The organism is Thalassobaculum litoreum DSM 18839 (assembly GCF_900102465.1).
Lineage (GTDB): Bacteria > Pseudomonadota > Alphaproteobacteria > Thalassobaculales > Thalassobaculaceae > Thalassobaculum > Thalassobaculum litoreum.
This window is the reverse complement of the sequence record NZ_FNBW01000009.1, coordinates 240,614-255,987: the sequence shown is the minus strand read 5'-3', so window position 1 is coordinate 255,987 and position 15,374 is coordinate 240,614. Positions and strand designations below refer to the sequence as shown.

General features: G+C 68.8%; 11 protein-coding genes. 10 read left to right on the top strand and 1 reads right to left on the bottom strand.

Annotation, left to right across the window (positions count from 1 at the left end):
• Positions 1 to 3,003 (top strand): calcium-binding protein (locus BLS34_RS16115; RefSeq protein WP_093151803.1); only part of this gene is annotated, 3,003 nt, incomplete at its 5' end.
• A 165-nt stretch (positions 3,004 to 3,168) separates the two neighbouring features.
• The gene (locus BLS34_RS16110) at positions 3,169 to 4,167 is read left to right on the top strand and encodes an isopenicillin N synthase family dioxygenase (protein WP_093151800.1); all 999 of its coding nucleotides are present in this window, start codon (positions 3,169 to 3,171) and stop codon (positions 4,165 to 4,167) included.
• Between the two features lie 6 nt (positions 4,168 to 4,173).
• Here BLS34_RS16110 and BLS34_RS16105 read toward each other — a convergent pair whose 3' ends face one another.
• Positions 4,174 to 5,103 carry an ABC transporter substrate-binding protein gene (locus tag BLS34_RS16105; RefSeq protein WP_093151798.1) on the bottom strand — a complete coding sequence of 310 codons (930 nt, stop codon included), beginning with the start codon at positions 5,101 to 5,103 and terminating at the stop codon, positions 4,174 to 4,176.
• Positions 5,104 to 5,327: 224 nt separating this feature from the next.
• On the opposite strand from BLS34_RS16105, the gene BLS34_RS16100 reads away from it, so the two are divergent.
• The 8 genes from BLS34_RS16100 (at position 5,328) to BLS34_RS16065 (ending at position 15,362) form a co-directional block, all read left to right on the top strand.
• A complete protein-coding gene (locus tag BLS34_RS16100; RefSeq protein ID WP_093151796.1) occupies positions 5,328 to 6,926 on the top strand; it encodes an ABC transporter substrate-binding protein in 1,599 nt (532 codons plus the stop codon).
• A 9-nt stretch (positions 6,927 to 6,935) separates the two neighbouring features.
• On the top strand, positions 6,936 to 7,997 hold the full coding sequence (locus BLS34_RS16095) for an ABC transporter permease (RefSeq protein ID WP_093151793.1): 1,062 nt from the start codon (positions 6,936 to 6,938) through the stop codon (positions 7,995 to 7,997).
• 10 nt (positions 7,998 to 8,007) lie between these two features.
• Positions 8,008 to 8,931, top strand: a complete 924-nt coding sequence (locus BLS34_RS16090) for an ABC transporter permease (RefSeq protein ID WP_093151791.1) — start codon at positions 8,008 to 8,010, stop codon at positions 8,929 to 8,931.
• Positions 8,928 to 9,803, top strand: a complete 876-nt coding sequence (locus tag BLS34_RS16085) for an ABC transporter ATP-binding protein (RefSeq protein WP_093151788.1) — start codon at positions 8,928 to 8,930, stop codon at positions 9,801 to 9,803. The genes BLS34_RS16090 and BLS34_RS16085 overlap by 4 nt, the downstream gene beginning before the upstream one ends.
• A gap of 16 nt (positions 9,804 to 9,819) precedes the next feature.
• The gene (locus BLS34_RS16080) at positions 9,820 to 10,599 is read left to right on the top strand and encodes an ABC transporter ATP-binding protein (RefSeq protein ID WP_215906128.1); all 780 of its coding nucleotides are present in this window, start codon (positions 9,820 to 9,822) and stop codon (positions 10,597 to 10,599) included.
• 206 nt (positions 10,600 to 10,805) lie between these two features.
• Positions 10,806 to 12,005: an efflux RND transporter periplasmic adaptor subunit gene (locus BLS34_RS16075; RefSeq protein ID WP_093151844.1), complete on the top strand. Its 1,200-nt coding sequence runs from the start codon at positions 10,806 to 10,808 to the stop codon at positions 12,003 to 12,005.
• Positions 12,002 to 13,951: a MacB family efflux pump subunit gene (locus BLS34_RS16070; RefSeq protein WP_093151783.1), complete on the top strand. Its 1,950-nt coding sequence runs from the start codon at positions 12,002 to 12,004 to the stop codon at positions 13,949 to 13,951. The genes BLS34_RS16075 and BLS34_RS16070 overlap by 4 nt, the downstream gene beginning before the upstream one ends.
• A gap of 4 nt (positions 13,952 to 13,955) precedes the next feature.
• Entirely contained in the window at positions 13,956 to 15,362 is a 1,407-nt protein-coding gene (locus BLS34_RS16065) for an efflux transporter outer membrane subunit (RefSeq protein WP_093151780.1), read from the top strand.
• Positions 15,363 to 15,374 lie beyond the last annotated feature (12 nt).

The following is a 15,374-nucleotide window of genomic DNA, read 5'->3' as shown; positions in this document are numbered from 1 at the left end:
GGCTCCGACCCGGATGCCGGGGCGAGCCTGACCTACGCGATCTCCGGCGGCGCCGATGCGGCGCTGTTCGACATCGACGCCAATACCGGCGCGGTGACCTTCAAGACCGCCCCCGATTTCGAGACCCCGACCGATAGCGGTGCCAACAACGTCTACGACATCGAGGTCACCGCCAGCGACGGGACCAACACCAGCACCGCCCAGTCGGTCGCAATCACCGTGACCAATGCCAACGAGACCCCGTCGGTCACCTCCGGCGCCACAGCCAGCGTGGCGGAGAACGCCACCGGCACGGTCTACACCGCGACCGGCTCCGACCCGGATGCCGGGGCCAGCCTGACCTATACGATCTCCGGCGGCGCCGATGCGGGCCTGTTCGACATCGACGCCAATACCGGTGCGGTGACCTTCAAGTCTGCACCCGACTTCGAGACCCCGGCCGACGGCGGCAGTAACAACGTCTACGACATCGAGGTCACTGTCAGCGACGGGACCAACACCAGCACGGCGCAGTCGGTCGCGGTCACCGTCACGGCGGTGAACGAGGCACCGTCGGTCACCTCCGGCGGCACTGCCTCGGTCGCGGAGAATGCCACGGGCACGGTCTACACCGCGACCGGCTCCGACCCGGATGCGGGAGCCAGCCTGACCTACGCGATTTCCGGCGGGGCCGATGCGGGCCTGTTCGACATCGACGCCAATACCGGGGCCGTCTCCTTCAAGACCGCCCCCGACTTCGAGACCCCGACCGATAGCGGCAGTAACAACGTCTACGACATCGAGGTCACCGCCAGCGACGGTACCAACACCAGCACTGCCCAGTCCGTCGCGGTCACCGTCACGGCCGTGAACGAGGCGCCGTCGGTCACCTCCGGCGCCACAGCCAGCGTGGCGGAGAACACCACCGGCACGGTCTACACGGCGACCGGCTCCGACCCGGATGCCGGGACGAGCCTGAGCTACGCGATCTCCGGCGGGGCGGACGCGGCGCTGTTCGACATCGACGCCACTTCCGGTGCCGTCACCTTCAAGACCGCCCCGGATTTCGAGAACCCCACCGATAGCGGTGGCAACAACGTCTACGACATCGAGGTCACCGCCAGCGACGGCGCCAACACCAGCCCCGCCCAGGCCGTCGCCGTCACCGTCGCCGATGGCAACGAGGCGCCGACGATCGGCAACCTCGACGGCGACGCGCTGACCTACGACCGGTCCGGCAAGACGAACCGTCTGGACACCGGCAGTGCCGCCACCCTGAGCGACGACTCGAGCGATTTCGACGGCGGCAATCTAACCGTCTCCATCATCGCCGGCGAGGACGCAAGCGACGATGTCCTGACCTTCGACACGACCGATGTGAGCCTGTCGGACACCACGGCCGGCGCGACGGTGACGGTGGGCGGGACCGTGATCGGCACGCTCGACAACGCCATCGCGGCCGGCAACGACCTGGTCGTCAGCTTCAACGGCGATGCCAATCCGGGCTCGGTGCAGACGCTGCTGCGGTCGATCGCCTACCAGAACCTGGATACCGCCGGACCGACGCCGGGCACGCGCACCATTCAGGTAACCGTCAATGACGGCGGCCTGGACGCTACCATCGATCTGACCGCGACCGTCCCCAGCCCCCCTTCGGACGGGAGCGATGCCCCGGCCACCGGGATCGTGGTGACACCGACCACACCGACGACCACGGTCGGCGGCTCGACCAGCACGTCGGCGCAGGTCATCTCCAACAAGGGCAGTGCCGCGGGCAGCGCGCCCGTCGTCCAGAACACCAACAACAACGGCAATGTCGTGACCGCGACGCTGCCGACGGCGACCTCGATCACCTCGGAGGGACCCTCGCTCGCGCAGTCCGGCGAAGAGGCGCTCACCACGCTCATCAATGCCGTCGACGTCCGCAATTCATCGGCCGAGGGCGAGCTGATCAGCGGCGCCCGGACCTTCCTGACCAACCTCGCATCGACGACGACGCTGGACGTGCGCACCATCGTGCCGAGCACGACGTCGGCGACGCTGAGCGGGCCGATCGTCATAACCGGGACCAGTTCGGCCAACGGATCGACCCAGTCCGAGGCGTTCGTCATCGACCTGCGGTCCCTGCCCACGGGCAGCACTCTCCAGCTCGACAACATCGAGTTTGCCTCGATCATGGGTTCGGCCACCGTCACCGGCGGCGACGGCGACAACTTCGTCACCGGCGACGACAACAGCCAGTTCATCTCGCTGGGCGTCGGCGACGACACGCTGTATGGCGGCGGCGGCGGCGATATCATCGGCTCCGGCGCGGGCAAGGATTTCCTGTACGGCGACCAGGGCGCCGACACGGTCTTCGGCGGGCTGGAGGAAGACGCGGTCCATGGCGGCGCCGATCCGGACGTGGTGTACGGCAATCAGCAGAACGACGTGGTCTACGGCAATCAGGGAATGGACACCCTGTACGGCGGCCAGGATGCCGACACCCTGTTCGGTGGCCAGGGCCGGGATCTGGTCTACGGAAACGACGGCCAGGACGTGCTGTACGGAAACCGGGAGCAGGACGCCCTCTATGGAGGAGACGGCGACGACGTGCTCTACGGCGGCGAGGGGGCCGACAGCCTCTCGGGCGGGGCCGGCAACGATACGCTCTACGGCGAGCTCTCCAGCCCGAATGGCGGCGACGGCACGCAGATCGACGTGCTGCAGGGCGGTGCCGGCGACGACCTGTTCTATGGCGGGGAAGGCGTCGACTGGATCTATACGGGCGTGGGCGCGGACCTGGTGGTGATCGAGACCTCGAACGGCTTCGACGTGATCGTCGATTTCGACGTCGCGGCCGGGGACAGGCTGCTGATCGACTCCACGGCCAACGGGCTGACCCTTACCACCGCCGAGAACGTCCTGGCACGCGCGAGCGACAATCCGGACGGCGACACGGAGATCGACCTCGGCGGACAGTATGTCCGGTTGATCGGCGTGCGTACCGCGGAGCTGACCGCGGAATTCTTCGAACTCTACTAGATCAGTTCCAGCGGCGACGGGCGCACTCAGGGATCGCGTCAGCGTGCGCGGCCTATTGTCCGACGGATCGCCGGTCGGATACCGTCGAAGGCGGCGCGGATCGCCGGTCCTCTCCGCGCGACCCGATTTCATGGGCGGCCAAAATCACAGAAGGAGACCCCGGTCGTGGCGAAGACAGACGGGTCGGAGATCCCGACCATCGATATCGCTCCTTTCCTCGCCGGCGATCCGTCCGGCAAGGCGGCGGTCGCGCGGGCGGTGGCCGAGGCGTGCGAGCGCGTCGGGTTCCTGGTGATCTCCGGCCACGGCCTGCCGCAGGAGACCCTGCAGCGGGCGATCCGGCTGGGCATGGATTTCTTCGACCTGCCCCAGGACGACAAGGACCGGTTCCACCCGACCGGCGCTGCGCGTCAGCGGGGCTATCACCGGGTGGCGACGCGCAACCTGGCCTCCACTCTCGGGGCCAAGACGCCGCCGGACCTGCGGGAGTCGATCTTCCTCGGACCGGTGGACGATCATCGCGCCCATTACGCCGCCCTGGCCGATGCCGAGACCGCCTATGCCGGCAATACGGTTCCGGACGTGCCCGAGGGATTCGACGGGGCGCTCATCGATCTCTACCGGGCGTTCGAGCGGCTGTCGCGAGACATGATGCGGATCACCGCCCGGGCGCTGGACCAGGACGAGGCGGCGTTCGTCGCGCTGCTGGAGCGGCATTTCTCGATCTTCGGCATGCACCATTACCCGATGCTCGGCACGCCGCCGGAGCCGGGGCAGCTGCGGGCCGGCGCGCATACCGATTTCGGCGCGATGACCATCCTCGCCATGACCGAGGGCCGCGGCGGGCTGGAGGCGCGGCTGCCCGACGGGCGCTGGGTGCCGGTGCAGCCGAAGCCCGGCGAGCTGGTGGTCAATCTGGGCGACATGATGCAGCGCTGGACCAACGACCAGTGGGTCTCGACCCTGCACCGGGTGGTGGTGCCGGACACCGGCGACGTCCAGAGCCGGCGCATGTCGATCGGCTATTTCGTGCACCCCAACTTCGACGCCGAGATCCGCTGCGTGCCGAGCTGCCTGGCACCGGGGGAGGCGCCGCGCTATCCGACAATCACCGCCGGCGAGCATATCCGCCGCAAGATCGACGCCAGCCACAAGGCGGCGTGAGCGATCTCAATCGGCCGGGATCGGCGTGTCGGACAGGTCGGCGTCGACCGCAAGGTCATAGGGGATGTCGTGGGCGATCAGCCCGCCGGTGAGCAGGGCCGCCTTCAGCCGCACGAAGGCGGTCGGCGGGAAACGCGGGGTCTTCGCCCACAGCCCGACCCCGCGCAGGGTGCCGATGATCCGTGCCAGCGCTTCCTCAGACAGGTCGGGGAAATAGGGCCGCACGGCCGCCGCCATCTCGGCCGGGTCGGCGCCGTGCAGGTAACGCAGGCTGCGGCCGATGCCGCGGATCAGGGCGCGGCAGGTCTCGCGCTCCCGCTCGGCGAAGGCGCGGGTGGTGTAGAAACTGGTGAAGCCGACATCGCCGCGGGTGGCGAAGCGGTGCCAGACATGGCCGCCGTGCTCGGTCACCGCCCGGTCGGCATAGGGCTCGAACACCTGGATCACGTCGACCTCGCCGCGGGCGAGCGCCTCGACGTTCTCGCCCATGCTGCGGTCCGGCGCGCGGGTCCAGTCCGCCGGCGCCACCCCGGCCCGGTCCAGGTCGTCCTGCAGGGTCATCCACGGCGTCGGCACTTCCACGGCCACGCCCAGGCGCCTACCGGTCAGGTCGGCGAAGCGGAAGTCCGGATTCGGCTCGCGGCCGACCAGCACGAAGGGGTCGCGGGCGACGACCTGGCCGAAGCAGACCAGCGGGCAGTCCTCGCCGCGCCTGCGGGCCGCGTCGTGATGCATCATCACCCGCATCGGTCCGCCCCAGGAGACATCGGTCGCCCCGTCCAGCAGGCCCTGGGCTGTGTAGTCCGTCGAGGGCGACAGGGTGACGGTGACGTCCACGCCCTCGCGCGCCCATTCTTCTCGCTCGATCGCGAGGTAGAAGGGGACGTAGCCGAGGGTGCGCAGGTTCTCGAAGAGGGTGATTTTGGGTCTGGTCATGGGCCGAGCATAGCAGCCGGACGCGCGCCCGCCAGCCGCCCAATCGGTCTGGATTCCTGGTGACGACGGGCGATCAGGAAGCCGGCCGGAGCGCCCGGTGTCCCGCGCGGGGTGCCGCCGCCGAATCTGGTTCTTGTGGACGCGAAATCCTGCTCTAGTGGATGTCCAACGGTCACGCAGTCAGCCACAGAGCCGATGCGGACCATCAATTGGAGGCTTCTCTCATGTCCAAGTTTTCGCCCGCCTGGGCGCTCGGCATGCTTGCGGCGGTCACGCTGACCGCGCCGGCGTCATTCGCCGATACGCCCAAAGACACGCTCGTCATCGCAGCGACCATCGATGACATCGTGTCGCTCGATCCCGCCGAGGCGTTCGAGTTCTCCGGTGGCGACCTGCTCCGGAACACCTACGATCACCTGGTCGAGTTCAACCCGCTCGATCTCGCCGCCGGTTACCAGCCCGGTCTCGCCGAGTCCTGGACGGTCAGCGAGGACGGCAAGACCTTCACCTTCAAGATCCGTGACGGCATCAAGTTCCAGTCCGGCAACCCGGTGACCGCGGAAGACGCGGAGTTCTCCCTGCGCCGCGCGGTACTGCTGGAGAAGACCCCGTCCTTCATCCTGACCCAGTTCGGCTTCACCAAGGACAACATCGAGGACACGATCAAGGCGACCGACGCCTCGACCCTGGTGATCACCACCGACAAGGTCTACGCCCAGTCCTTCGTGCTGAACTGCCTGACCGCCACCATCGGCTCGATCGTCGACAAGAAGGTCGCGATGGAACACGAGAAGGACGGCGATTTCGGCTATGAGTGGCTGAAGACCAACACCGCCGGTTCCGGCGCCTATGCGCTGAAGTCCTGGAAGGCCAACGAGTCCTACGTGCTCGACGTCAATCCGGACTACTGGCGCGCCACGCCGGCGATGAAGCGGGTGTTCGTGCGCCACATCGCCGAGTCCGCCAGCCAGCGCCTGCTGCTGGAGAAGGGCGACATCGACGTCGCGCGCAACCTGACGCCCGAAGACATCGCCGCCGTGGCCGCCAATGGCGACCTGAAGGTGGACGAGGACCTGCGCGGCCGTATCGTCTACATGTCGCTGAACCAGAAGAAGGCGCCGCTGAACGATCCCAAGGTGATCGAGGCGGTCAAGTGGGCGGTCGACTACACCGGCATGACCGAGACCATCCTGCGCGGCCAGTATCGGGTGCATCAGGCCTTCCTGCCGCTAACCTATCTGGGCGAGCTGAAGGACCAGCCCTATACGCTCGACATCGCCAAGGCGAAGGCGCTGCTGGCCGAGGCCGGCCACGCCGATGACGTCGCGGTGAAGATCAACGTCCGCAACGAGCCGTCCTACATGGCGATGGCCCAGGCGATCCAGGGTTCCCTGACCGAGGCGGGCATCACCGTCGAGCTCACGCCGATGACCGGCAAGCAGTCCCTCGGCGAGTACCGGGCGCGCGAGCACGACATCTATCTCGGCGCCTGGGGTCCGGACTATCCGGATCCGCACACCAACGCCGATACCTTCGCCCACAACCCGAACAACGCCGACGAGGCGAAGCTGACCGGCAAGCTGGCCTGGCGCAACTCCTGGGACATCCCGGAGATGACCAAGCAGACCGAGGCCGCCGTGCAGGAAGCCGACCGCGACAAGCGGGCCGAGATGTACCGCGCGATCCAGAAGGAGCACCAGATGACGAGCCCGTTCGTCGTCATGTTCCAGAAGATCGAGCAGACCGGCCTGCGCAAGGACGTCGAGAACCTGGTGACGGGTAGCGCGATCTCGGCCGTCTACTACTGGACCGTGACGAAGTAAGCGAACGCAATGAGCCTCGCTGGTTCGCGTCCCGGCGGGAGGGGAGGTTTCCTCTCCTCCCGTCAGGGCCTTCTGAAAGTCGGTCGGGTGCTGGCGACCCTGGCGGTCACCCTGCTCGGCCTGCTGCTCATCACCTTCCTGATCGGCCGGGTGATGCCGATCGACCCCGTCCTCGCCGTTGTGGGCGACCGGGCCTCTAACGAGGTCTACGAGGCCACCCGCAAGGCGATGGGCCTGGACCAGCCGATCATCGTCCAGTTCTTCACCTATATCGGCGAGGTCGTACGCGGCGATTTCGGCACCTCGCTGCTGACCTCGCGCCCGGTGATCGAGGATATCGCCCGGGTGTTCCCGGCGACCCTGGAGCTGGCCACGGTGGCGACCCTGCTGGGCGTTTCGCTCGGCATTCCGGCCGGCGTGATGGCGGCGGTTCATCAGGGCCGCTGGCCGGACCATGTGGTGCGCCTGGTCGGCCTGTTCGGCTATTCGATGCCGATCTTCTGGCTCGGGCTGATGGGGCTGCTGATTTTCTACGGCAAACTCGACTGGGTGGCCGGGCCGGGGCGCCTGGACATTTTCTTCGAGGACGTGGTGCCGCAGGTAACCGGCGTCATCCTGATCGACAGCCTGCTGGCCGGCGATTTCGAGGTCTTCGCCAACGCCCTGTCGCACATCATCCTGCCGGCCTCGGTGCTCGGCTACTATTCGCTCGCCTATATCAGCCGCATGACCCGCAGCTTCATGCTGGAGCAGCTCGCCCAGGAATACATCACCACGGCCCGGGTGAAGGGCGTGTCGGAGGCCCGGGTGATCTGGGGGCACGCGCTCGGAAACGTCATGGTGCCGCTGATCACGGTGATCGCGCTCAGCTACGCCAGCCTGCTGGAGGGATCGGTGCTGACGGAGATCGTCTTCGCCTGGCCCGGGATCGGCTTCTACATCACCAACGCCCTGCTCTCCGCCGATATGAACGCCGTTCTCGGCGGCACGGTGGTCGTGGGCATCGTCTTCGTGGGATTGAACCTGCTGTCCGACATTCTGTACCGGGTCTTCGACCCGCGCGCCCGGTGAGGGCAGAGCCATGACCGCCTCCTCCGCCAACGCCCCCGGCCTGCGCGCCTGGCTGACCAGCGAGACGCCGTCCAGCCCGCTGCAGGCCCGCTGCATCCAGGTCTATCTCGGCTGGCTCGGGCTGGCCCGCAATCCGCTGGCCATGCTCGGCCTGGCGATCGTCGTCTGCCTGATCCTGGCGGCGATCTTCGCGCCGCTGCTGGCGCCGTACGATCCGATCGCCCAGGACCTGCAGCGCCGCCTGCTGCCGCCGGGAACCCCGGGCAACCTGCTGGGCACCGACGAGCTCGGCCGCGACATCCTCAGCCGGCTGCTCTACGGCGCCCGGATCACCCTCTACGTCGTCGCCCTGGTCGTCGTCACGGCGCCGGTCTTCGGCCTGCTGATCGGCACGGTGGCCGGCTATGCCGGCGGCTGGGTCGACACCGTGCTGATGCGCTTCACCGACATCTTCCTGGCGTTTCCGCGCCTGGTGCTGGCGCTGGCCTTCGTCGCGGCCCTCGGCCCCGGCATCGGCAATGCGGTTCTGGCCATCGCGCTGACCTCCTGGCCGCCCTATGCCCGCATCGCCCGGGCGGAGACGCTGACGATCCGCAATTCCGACTTCATCTCCGCCATCCGGCTGCAGGGGGCGTCGCCGCTGCGCATCGTCACCGGCCATGTGGTGCCGCTGTGTCTGTCCAGCGTGATCGTGCGCGTCACCCTGGACATGGCCGGCATCATTCTGACCGCCGCCGGTCTCGGCTTCCTCGGCCTCGGCGCCCAGCCGCCGCTGCCGGAATGGGGGGCGATGATCTCCACCGGCCGGCTCTACATCCTCGACCAGTGGTGGGTCGCCACCATGCCGGGCCTTGCCATCTTCACTGTCAGCCTGGGCTTCAACCTGCTCGGCGACGGCCTGCGCGACGCCCTCGATCCGAGGTCGAGCCGATGAGCGGCCCTGGGACCGGATCGCTGCTCGAGGTGGAGGGGCTCAGCATCGACTTCCCCACCCGCACCCGTACCGTCCACGCGGTGCGCGACATCAGCTTCTCCGTCGGCCGCGAGAAGGTGGGCATCGTCGGCGAGTCCGGCTCCGGCAAGACCATGACCGGCCGGGCGGTGCTCGGCCTGATCCGGCCGCCGGGGATCGTCACCGCCCGCAGGATGGATTTCGACGGCATCGACCTGACCAAGCTGTCCGAACGCGAGTACCGGCGGATCCGCGGCAACCGCATCGCCATGGTGATGCAGGACCCGAAATTCTCCCTGAACCCGGTGATGACCATCGGCCGGCAGATCGACGAGGCCTACCGGGTCGCGGCCGGGGCCGCCGCCGGCGCCGCCCGCCGCCGCACGATGGAGATGCTGAAGGCGGTGCGCATCCGCGATCCGGAGCGGGTCTACAAGGCCTACCCCCACGAGGTGTCCGGCGGCATGGGCCAGCGCATCATGATCGCCATGATGCTGGTGGCCGAGCCCGACCTGCTGATCGCCGACGAGCCGACCTCGGCCCTCGACGTGACCGTGCAGATGCAGGTGCTGGCGATCGTCGACGACCTGGTCAGCCAGCGCGGCATGGGGCTGATGTTCATCTCCCACGATCTCAATCTGGTGGCCTCGTTCTGCGACCGGGTGGTGATCATGTATGCCGGGCAGATCGTGGAGACCTGCCGGGCCTCGGAGCTGCACAAAGCGACCCATCCCTACACGCGCGGCCTGCTGGCCTCGCTGCCGCGGGTGGATCAGCCGGTCGAGCGACTGTCGACGCTGGTCCGCGAGGAATCCTGGAAGACGGAGCCCGGTGTCGATGCCCGCAACCTCTGACGTGTCCGGTGCAGATATGGCCCTGCTGATCAGCCATCTCGACGTCCGCTTCGGCAGGGGCGAGGAGGCGGTGCATGCGGTGCGCGACGTCTCGCTGACCGTGCGTCGGGGCGAGAGCTTCGGACTGGTCGGCGAGTCCGGCTCCGGCAAGTCGACGGTGCTGCGCGCCATCGCCGGGCTGGCGACCGACTGGACCGGGCGGATCGCCGTGGACGGCGAGGATCTCGGGCGGAAGCGGTCGAAGGCGTTCTACGAGACCGTCCAGATGGTGTTCCAGGACCCCTACGGCTCGCTGCATCCGCGTCATACGGTCGACCGCACCCTGAGCGAGCCGGCGAAGATCCACGGCATCGGCAATGTCGGCGGGCGGGTCGAGGCGCTGCTGCACGATGTCGGCCTGGGGCCGGAGTTCCGCTTCCGCTATCCGCACCAGCTTTCCGGCGGTCAGCGCCAGCGGGTGGCGATCGCCCGGGCCCTGATGCTGGAGCCGCGCATCCTACTGCTGGACGAGCCGACCTCGGCCCTGGACGTGTCGGTGCAGGCGGAGATCCTGAACCTGTTGCAGCGTCTGAAGCACGAGCACGGGCTGACCTACATCCTGGTCAGTCACGACCTGGCGGTGATCGCCCATATGTGCGACCGGTTGGCGGTGATGAATGCCGGCCGGGTGGTGGAGGAGATGGACGTCGACCAGCTCCGCCGGTCGCAGCCGCAGCACAACTACACCCGCCAGCTCCTCAACGCGTCCCTGGGCTACGACCGGGACAAGGCGGACTCGCTGCTGACCTTCGATTGAGGGGTATATCCGTCGTCTCCGGCATGCCCGTCCTCCCAGTCCCCCCGTCCTCCCAGTCCCCCCGTCATCCTGGACTTGATCCAGGATGACGGGGAAAGACGGAGAGGGTGGGGATGCCGCGGGCGACGGAAATCCGGTGAGGCTCCGTTGGAACGAGACCGACGCCCGGTCCTCGGCGTCGGGTCCGTTTGAACCCGGTGGAATCCGTGACCGACAGCGACACCCTCAAGGCGCCGGCCAAACACCGGCGGCGCTCACGCAGCAGCCGACGCTGGCTCCTCCTTCTGGTGGCGGTCGTCCTGGTCGCCGCCGGAGCGGCCGTGTACGGCCGCGATCTGCTGTTTGAGCCGGCCCCCGCCGCGCCGCGCACGGTGACGGCCGAAAGAGGCTCGCTGGAGCGCACGGTGACCTCGCTGGGCACCATCAAGCCGCGCGACTACGTGGATGTGGGCGCCCAGATCTCCGGACAGATCAGCAAGCTCCACGTCCAGATCGGCGACCAGGTGGAGCAGGGCGACCTGCTGGCTGAACTGGACGCCCGGGTGCAGGAATCCAAGGTGGTGGCGAACCGCGCCAAACTGGCAGATCTGAGCGCGCAACTGCGCCAGCGGCAATCGGAGCTGCAACTCGCCCGCCAGCAGAACAAGCGCAATAAGCGCCTGTTCGCCGCCAAGGCGATCAGCGAGGACGAGATGCAGATCGGCGCCGCGAGCCTCGCCGTGGCCGAGGCCTCCATCGAGTCCCTCAAGGCGCAGATCGACCAGGCCCAGGCAACCCTCGATGCCGATCTGACCAGCCTCGGATATGCCGAGATCCGCGCTCCCATGGCGGGAACGGTGGTGTCCCTCGATGCGGTGGAGGGCCAGACCCTGAACGCCAACCAGACCGCGCCGATCATCCTGCAGATCGCCGATCTCGATACCATGACCGTCTGGGCCGAGGTGGCGGAAGCGGATGTCGTCCTGCTGAAGCCGGGCACGGCGCTGTATTTCACCACCCTCGGAATGCCGGACCGCGAGTGGTATTCGATCGTCCGCCAGGTGCTGCCGACGCCGGAGGTGGTCAATGACGTGGTGCTCTACAACGCGCTGATCGACATCGACAATGCCGACCGGGCCCTGATGTCGGAGATGACGGCGCAGGTGTTCTTCGTACTCGACCGGGCGGAGAACCTACCGCTGGTGCCGCTGTCGGCGATCAGCCTGGCTCCCGAAGGCGGGGGACCGACGGTCACCGTGCTGAAGCCAGACGGCACCCAGGAGCGGCGTCCCGTTGAGGTTCGCCTCAGCAACCGGACGATGGCGGCGGTGGCTTCCGGCCTCGAGGGGGGCGAGCAGGTGGTTCTGCCCGCGGCCGGCGCCGCAAAGGCCGGCGGCCGGACCGGCGGGTTCGGGGCGCGGCTGTGACCGGCGCACCCAGCCTTCTCAGCTTCCGCGGCGTCGGCAAGCGCTACCCGTCGGGCGCCGGCGAGGTGGTCGCGCTCGACGGCATCGACCTGGACATCCACGACGGCGAGTTCGTCGCCATCATCGGCCAGTCCGGCTCGGGCAAGTCGACGCTGATGCATATTCTCGGCTGCCTCGACCGGCCGTCGCGCGGGACCTACGCCGTGCGCGGCATCGAGGTGGACGGTCTCGACAACGATGAACTGGCAAGCCTGCGTCGCGACGTCTTCGGCTTCGTGTTCCAGCGCTACAACCTGATCCCCACGCTGACGGCGGCGGAGAATGTGGAGCTCCCGGCGATCTATGCCGGCCGGTCCCAGGACCATCGGGAGGAGCGGGCCGACGACCTGCTCGACCAACTCGGCTTGGGCGACCGCAGCCGTCACCGGCCGAGCCAGCTCTCCGGCGGCCAGCAGCAGCGGGTGTCGATCGCCCGCGCCCTGATGAACGATCCCGCCGTGATTCTGGCCGACGAGCCGACCGGCGCCCTGGACAGCCGCTCGGGTGCGGAGGTGCTCGACATGCTGGAGCGCCTGAACGGCGAGGGGCGCACGGTGGTGATGATCACCCACGACCCCGCCGTGGCGGCTCGCGCCCACCGGGTGATCCGACTGCTGGACGGGCGCATCGTCGAGGATACCGGCCGGGTCGATCCTGAGCGGATCGCCGCGGCGGTCGGGCAGGATGGTGCCGGCTGGATGCCCGCTGCCTCCAGCCTGGCGACGCTGCCCGAGGCGGTGCGGATGTCCCTGCGCTCCCTGCGGGCCAATCTGTTCCGCAGCGCGCTCACCCTTCTGGGGGTGGTGATCGGTGTGGCCGCCGTGGTGACCATGCTGGCGGTGGGCGAGGGCAGCCGGGCCGACGTGCTCGGCCGGATCCAGTCGATGGGCACCAATCTTCTGCTGGTCCGTCCCGGCGCGCCCGGGGTGCGCGGCGACGGCGATACGGCCACCCTGGTCACGGCTGACGCGGAGGCGCTGAGGACCGTGCCCGGCGTGGCCGCGGTCAGTCCGGAGAAGCGCGGCTCCTCCACCATCCGGTTCGGCAATATCGATTACCGCACCTCCGTTCAAGGCGTCTGGCCGGACTACGCCCCGGCCCGCGACTGGGGCCTCGTCAGCGGCGGGTTCATTACCACGGCGGATGTGGACAGCTACGGCCCCGTCGCCGTGCTCGGCCAGACGGTGGTCGACAACCTGTTCCCCAATGGTGGCGAGCCGGTCGGCAGTTACGTCCTGATCGGTAATATCCCGTTCGAGGTGGTCGGCGTCCTGGAGAAGAAGGGGGCGACCCCCTTCGGCTCCGACCAGGACGACACGGTGCTGGTGCCGCTGACCACCGGGACGATGCGGATCTTCGGCCAGCCCCATCTGGGCACGATCACGGTCAAGGTCGCCGATCTCGATACCATCGACGCCACCGAGCAGGCGGTGCAGGACCTGCTGCTGGCGCGCCACCGCACCGAGGATTTCCGGGTGCGCAACACCGCCTCATTGATCCAGACCGTGGAGCAGACTCAGAACACCCTCACCATTCTGCTCGGCTCGGTGGCGGCGATCTCGCTGCTGGTCGGCGGCATCGGGGTGATGAACATCATGCTGGTCAGTGTGACCGAGCGGACCCGGGAGATCGGCGTGCGCATGGCCACCGGTGCGCGCATGCGCGACATCATGATCCAGTTCAACGTCGAGGCGCTGATCGTCTGCGGCATCGGCGGCCTGGCCGGGGTCGCCCTCGGCATCGGCGCCGGAATGGCCGCGTCGAGCGTCGGCATTTCCGTCGTGTTTTCGACCGGTCCGGCCGTCCTCGCCTTCGTCTGCGCGGTGACCACGGGCCTCGTCTTCGGCTGGTTCCCGGCGCGCAAGGCCGCGCGGCTGGAACCGGCGGTCGCCCTGACCGTGGAGTGAAGCAATGTCTGTGAAACGGATCGCCGCCACGCTCGCCCTCTGCCTTGCCGCCACCGGCTGTGCGATCGCGCCGGACTGGTCGACGCCCACTGCCGCCACGCCCGCGTCCTGGTCCCAGCCGACCCCGGCGGCGGCACCGCCACCGGAAGCCGTGGCGCCGACCGCCGACTGGTGGCGCCGGTTCGGCAGCGCCGAGTTCGACCGTCTGATGGCCCAGGCCATGGCGGAGAATGTCGATCTCGCCAGCGCCCGCTACCGGATCGAGCAGGCCCGCGCCGCCCTGCGGTCGGTCGCCGCCGACCGGGTGCCGTCCCTGGACGCCTCCGGCACCGTGTCGCGCGATCAGAACCTGGACGGCGGCGGGTCCGACAGCGGATGGAACGGCGGCCTCACCCTGTCCTACGACCCCGACCCGTTCGGCCGCAACGCCGCCCTGGTGGACAGCGCCCGGTACGATCTGGAGGCCGAGCGCTTCGGGCGGGAGGCGACGCGGCTGGTGATGGAGGCCGACCTCGCCGCGCTGTACTTCACCGTTCTGTCCATCCGGCAGCGCACCGACATCGCCCGGGAGAACCTGGCAGCGGCGGAACAGGTGCTGGAGCTGGTGGACGCCCGGGTGCGCGCGGGTGCTGCGACGGAGCTCGACCTCGCCCAGCAGCGCTCGGCGGTGGCCGCGTTCCGGGCACAGCTGGCCGCCCTCGACCGGCAGCATCGGGAGGCGATGAACGGCCTCGCGGTGCTCGTCGGCCGACCGCCCGGCGCCATCGGGGTTCGCGAAACGGGGCTCCGGTCCCTGACCCTGCCGCGCGTGGCGACCGGCCAGCCGGCGGACCTGCTGCAGCGCCGGCCGGATCTGCGCCGGGTGGAGGCGACGCTGCGCGCCTCGGATGCCGATGTGGCCGCCGCGCGGGCCGCCTTCTATCCGAGCGCCACGATTTCGGTCGGCACGGCGGTGTCCGGCGCCTTCGACGGGGGCGTCTCCACACTGGCCAGCCTGGCCGGCGGACTGGCGGCGCCGATCTTCGACGGCGGCCGCCTGCAGGGCCAGTTCGATGCGGCAGACGCACGGCGGATGGAGTTGCTGGAGAGCTATCGCGGTGCGGTGCTGACCGCCTATCGGGAGACCGAGAACGCCATGGCCGGGGTCGATACCGGCAGCCGCCGGGTCGCCGATCTGGCCGAGGCGGCGGAGCAGGCGGGCTATGCCTACGAGCTGTCGCGCATCCGCTACGAGGCCGGGGCGGCGGATTTCCTGACGGTGCTCGACGCCCAGCGCACCAAGCTTTCGGCCGACGACACGCTGGTGCAGGCCCAGCTCTCCACCTTCCTGTCGGCGGCGGATCTGTTCGTGGCCCTGGGCGGCGGCTGGGAGGCGGTGCCGGCCGGTGCGTCGCTCTCGGCGGCGAACTGACCGCCGGCCCTG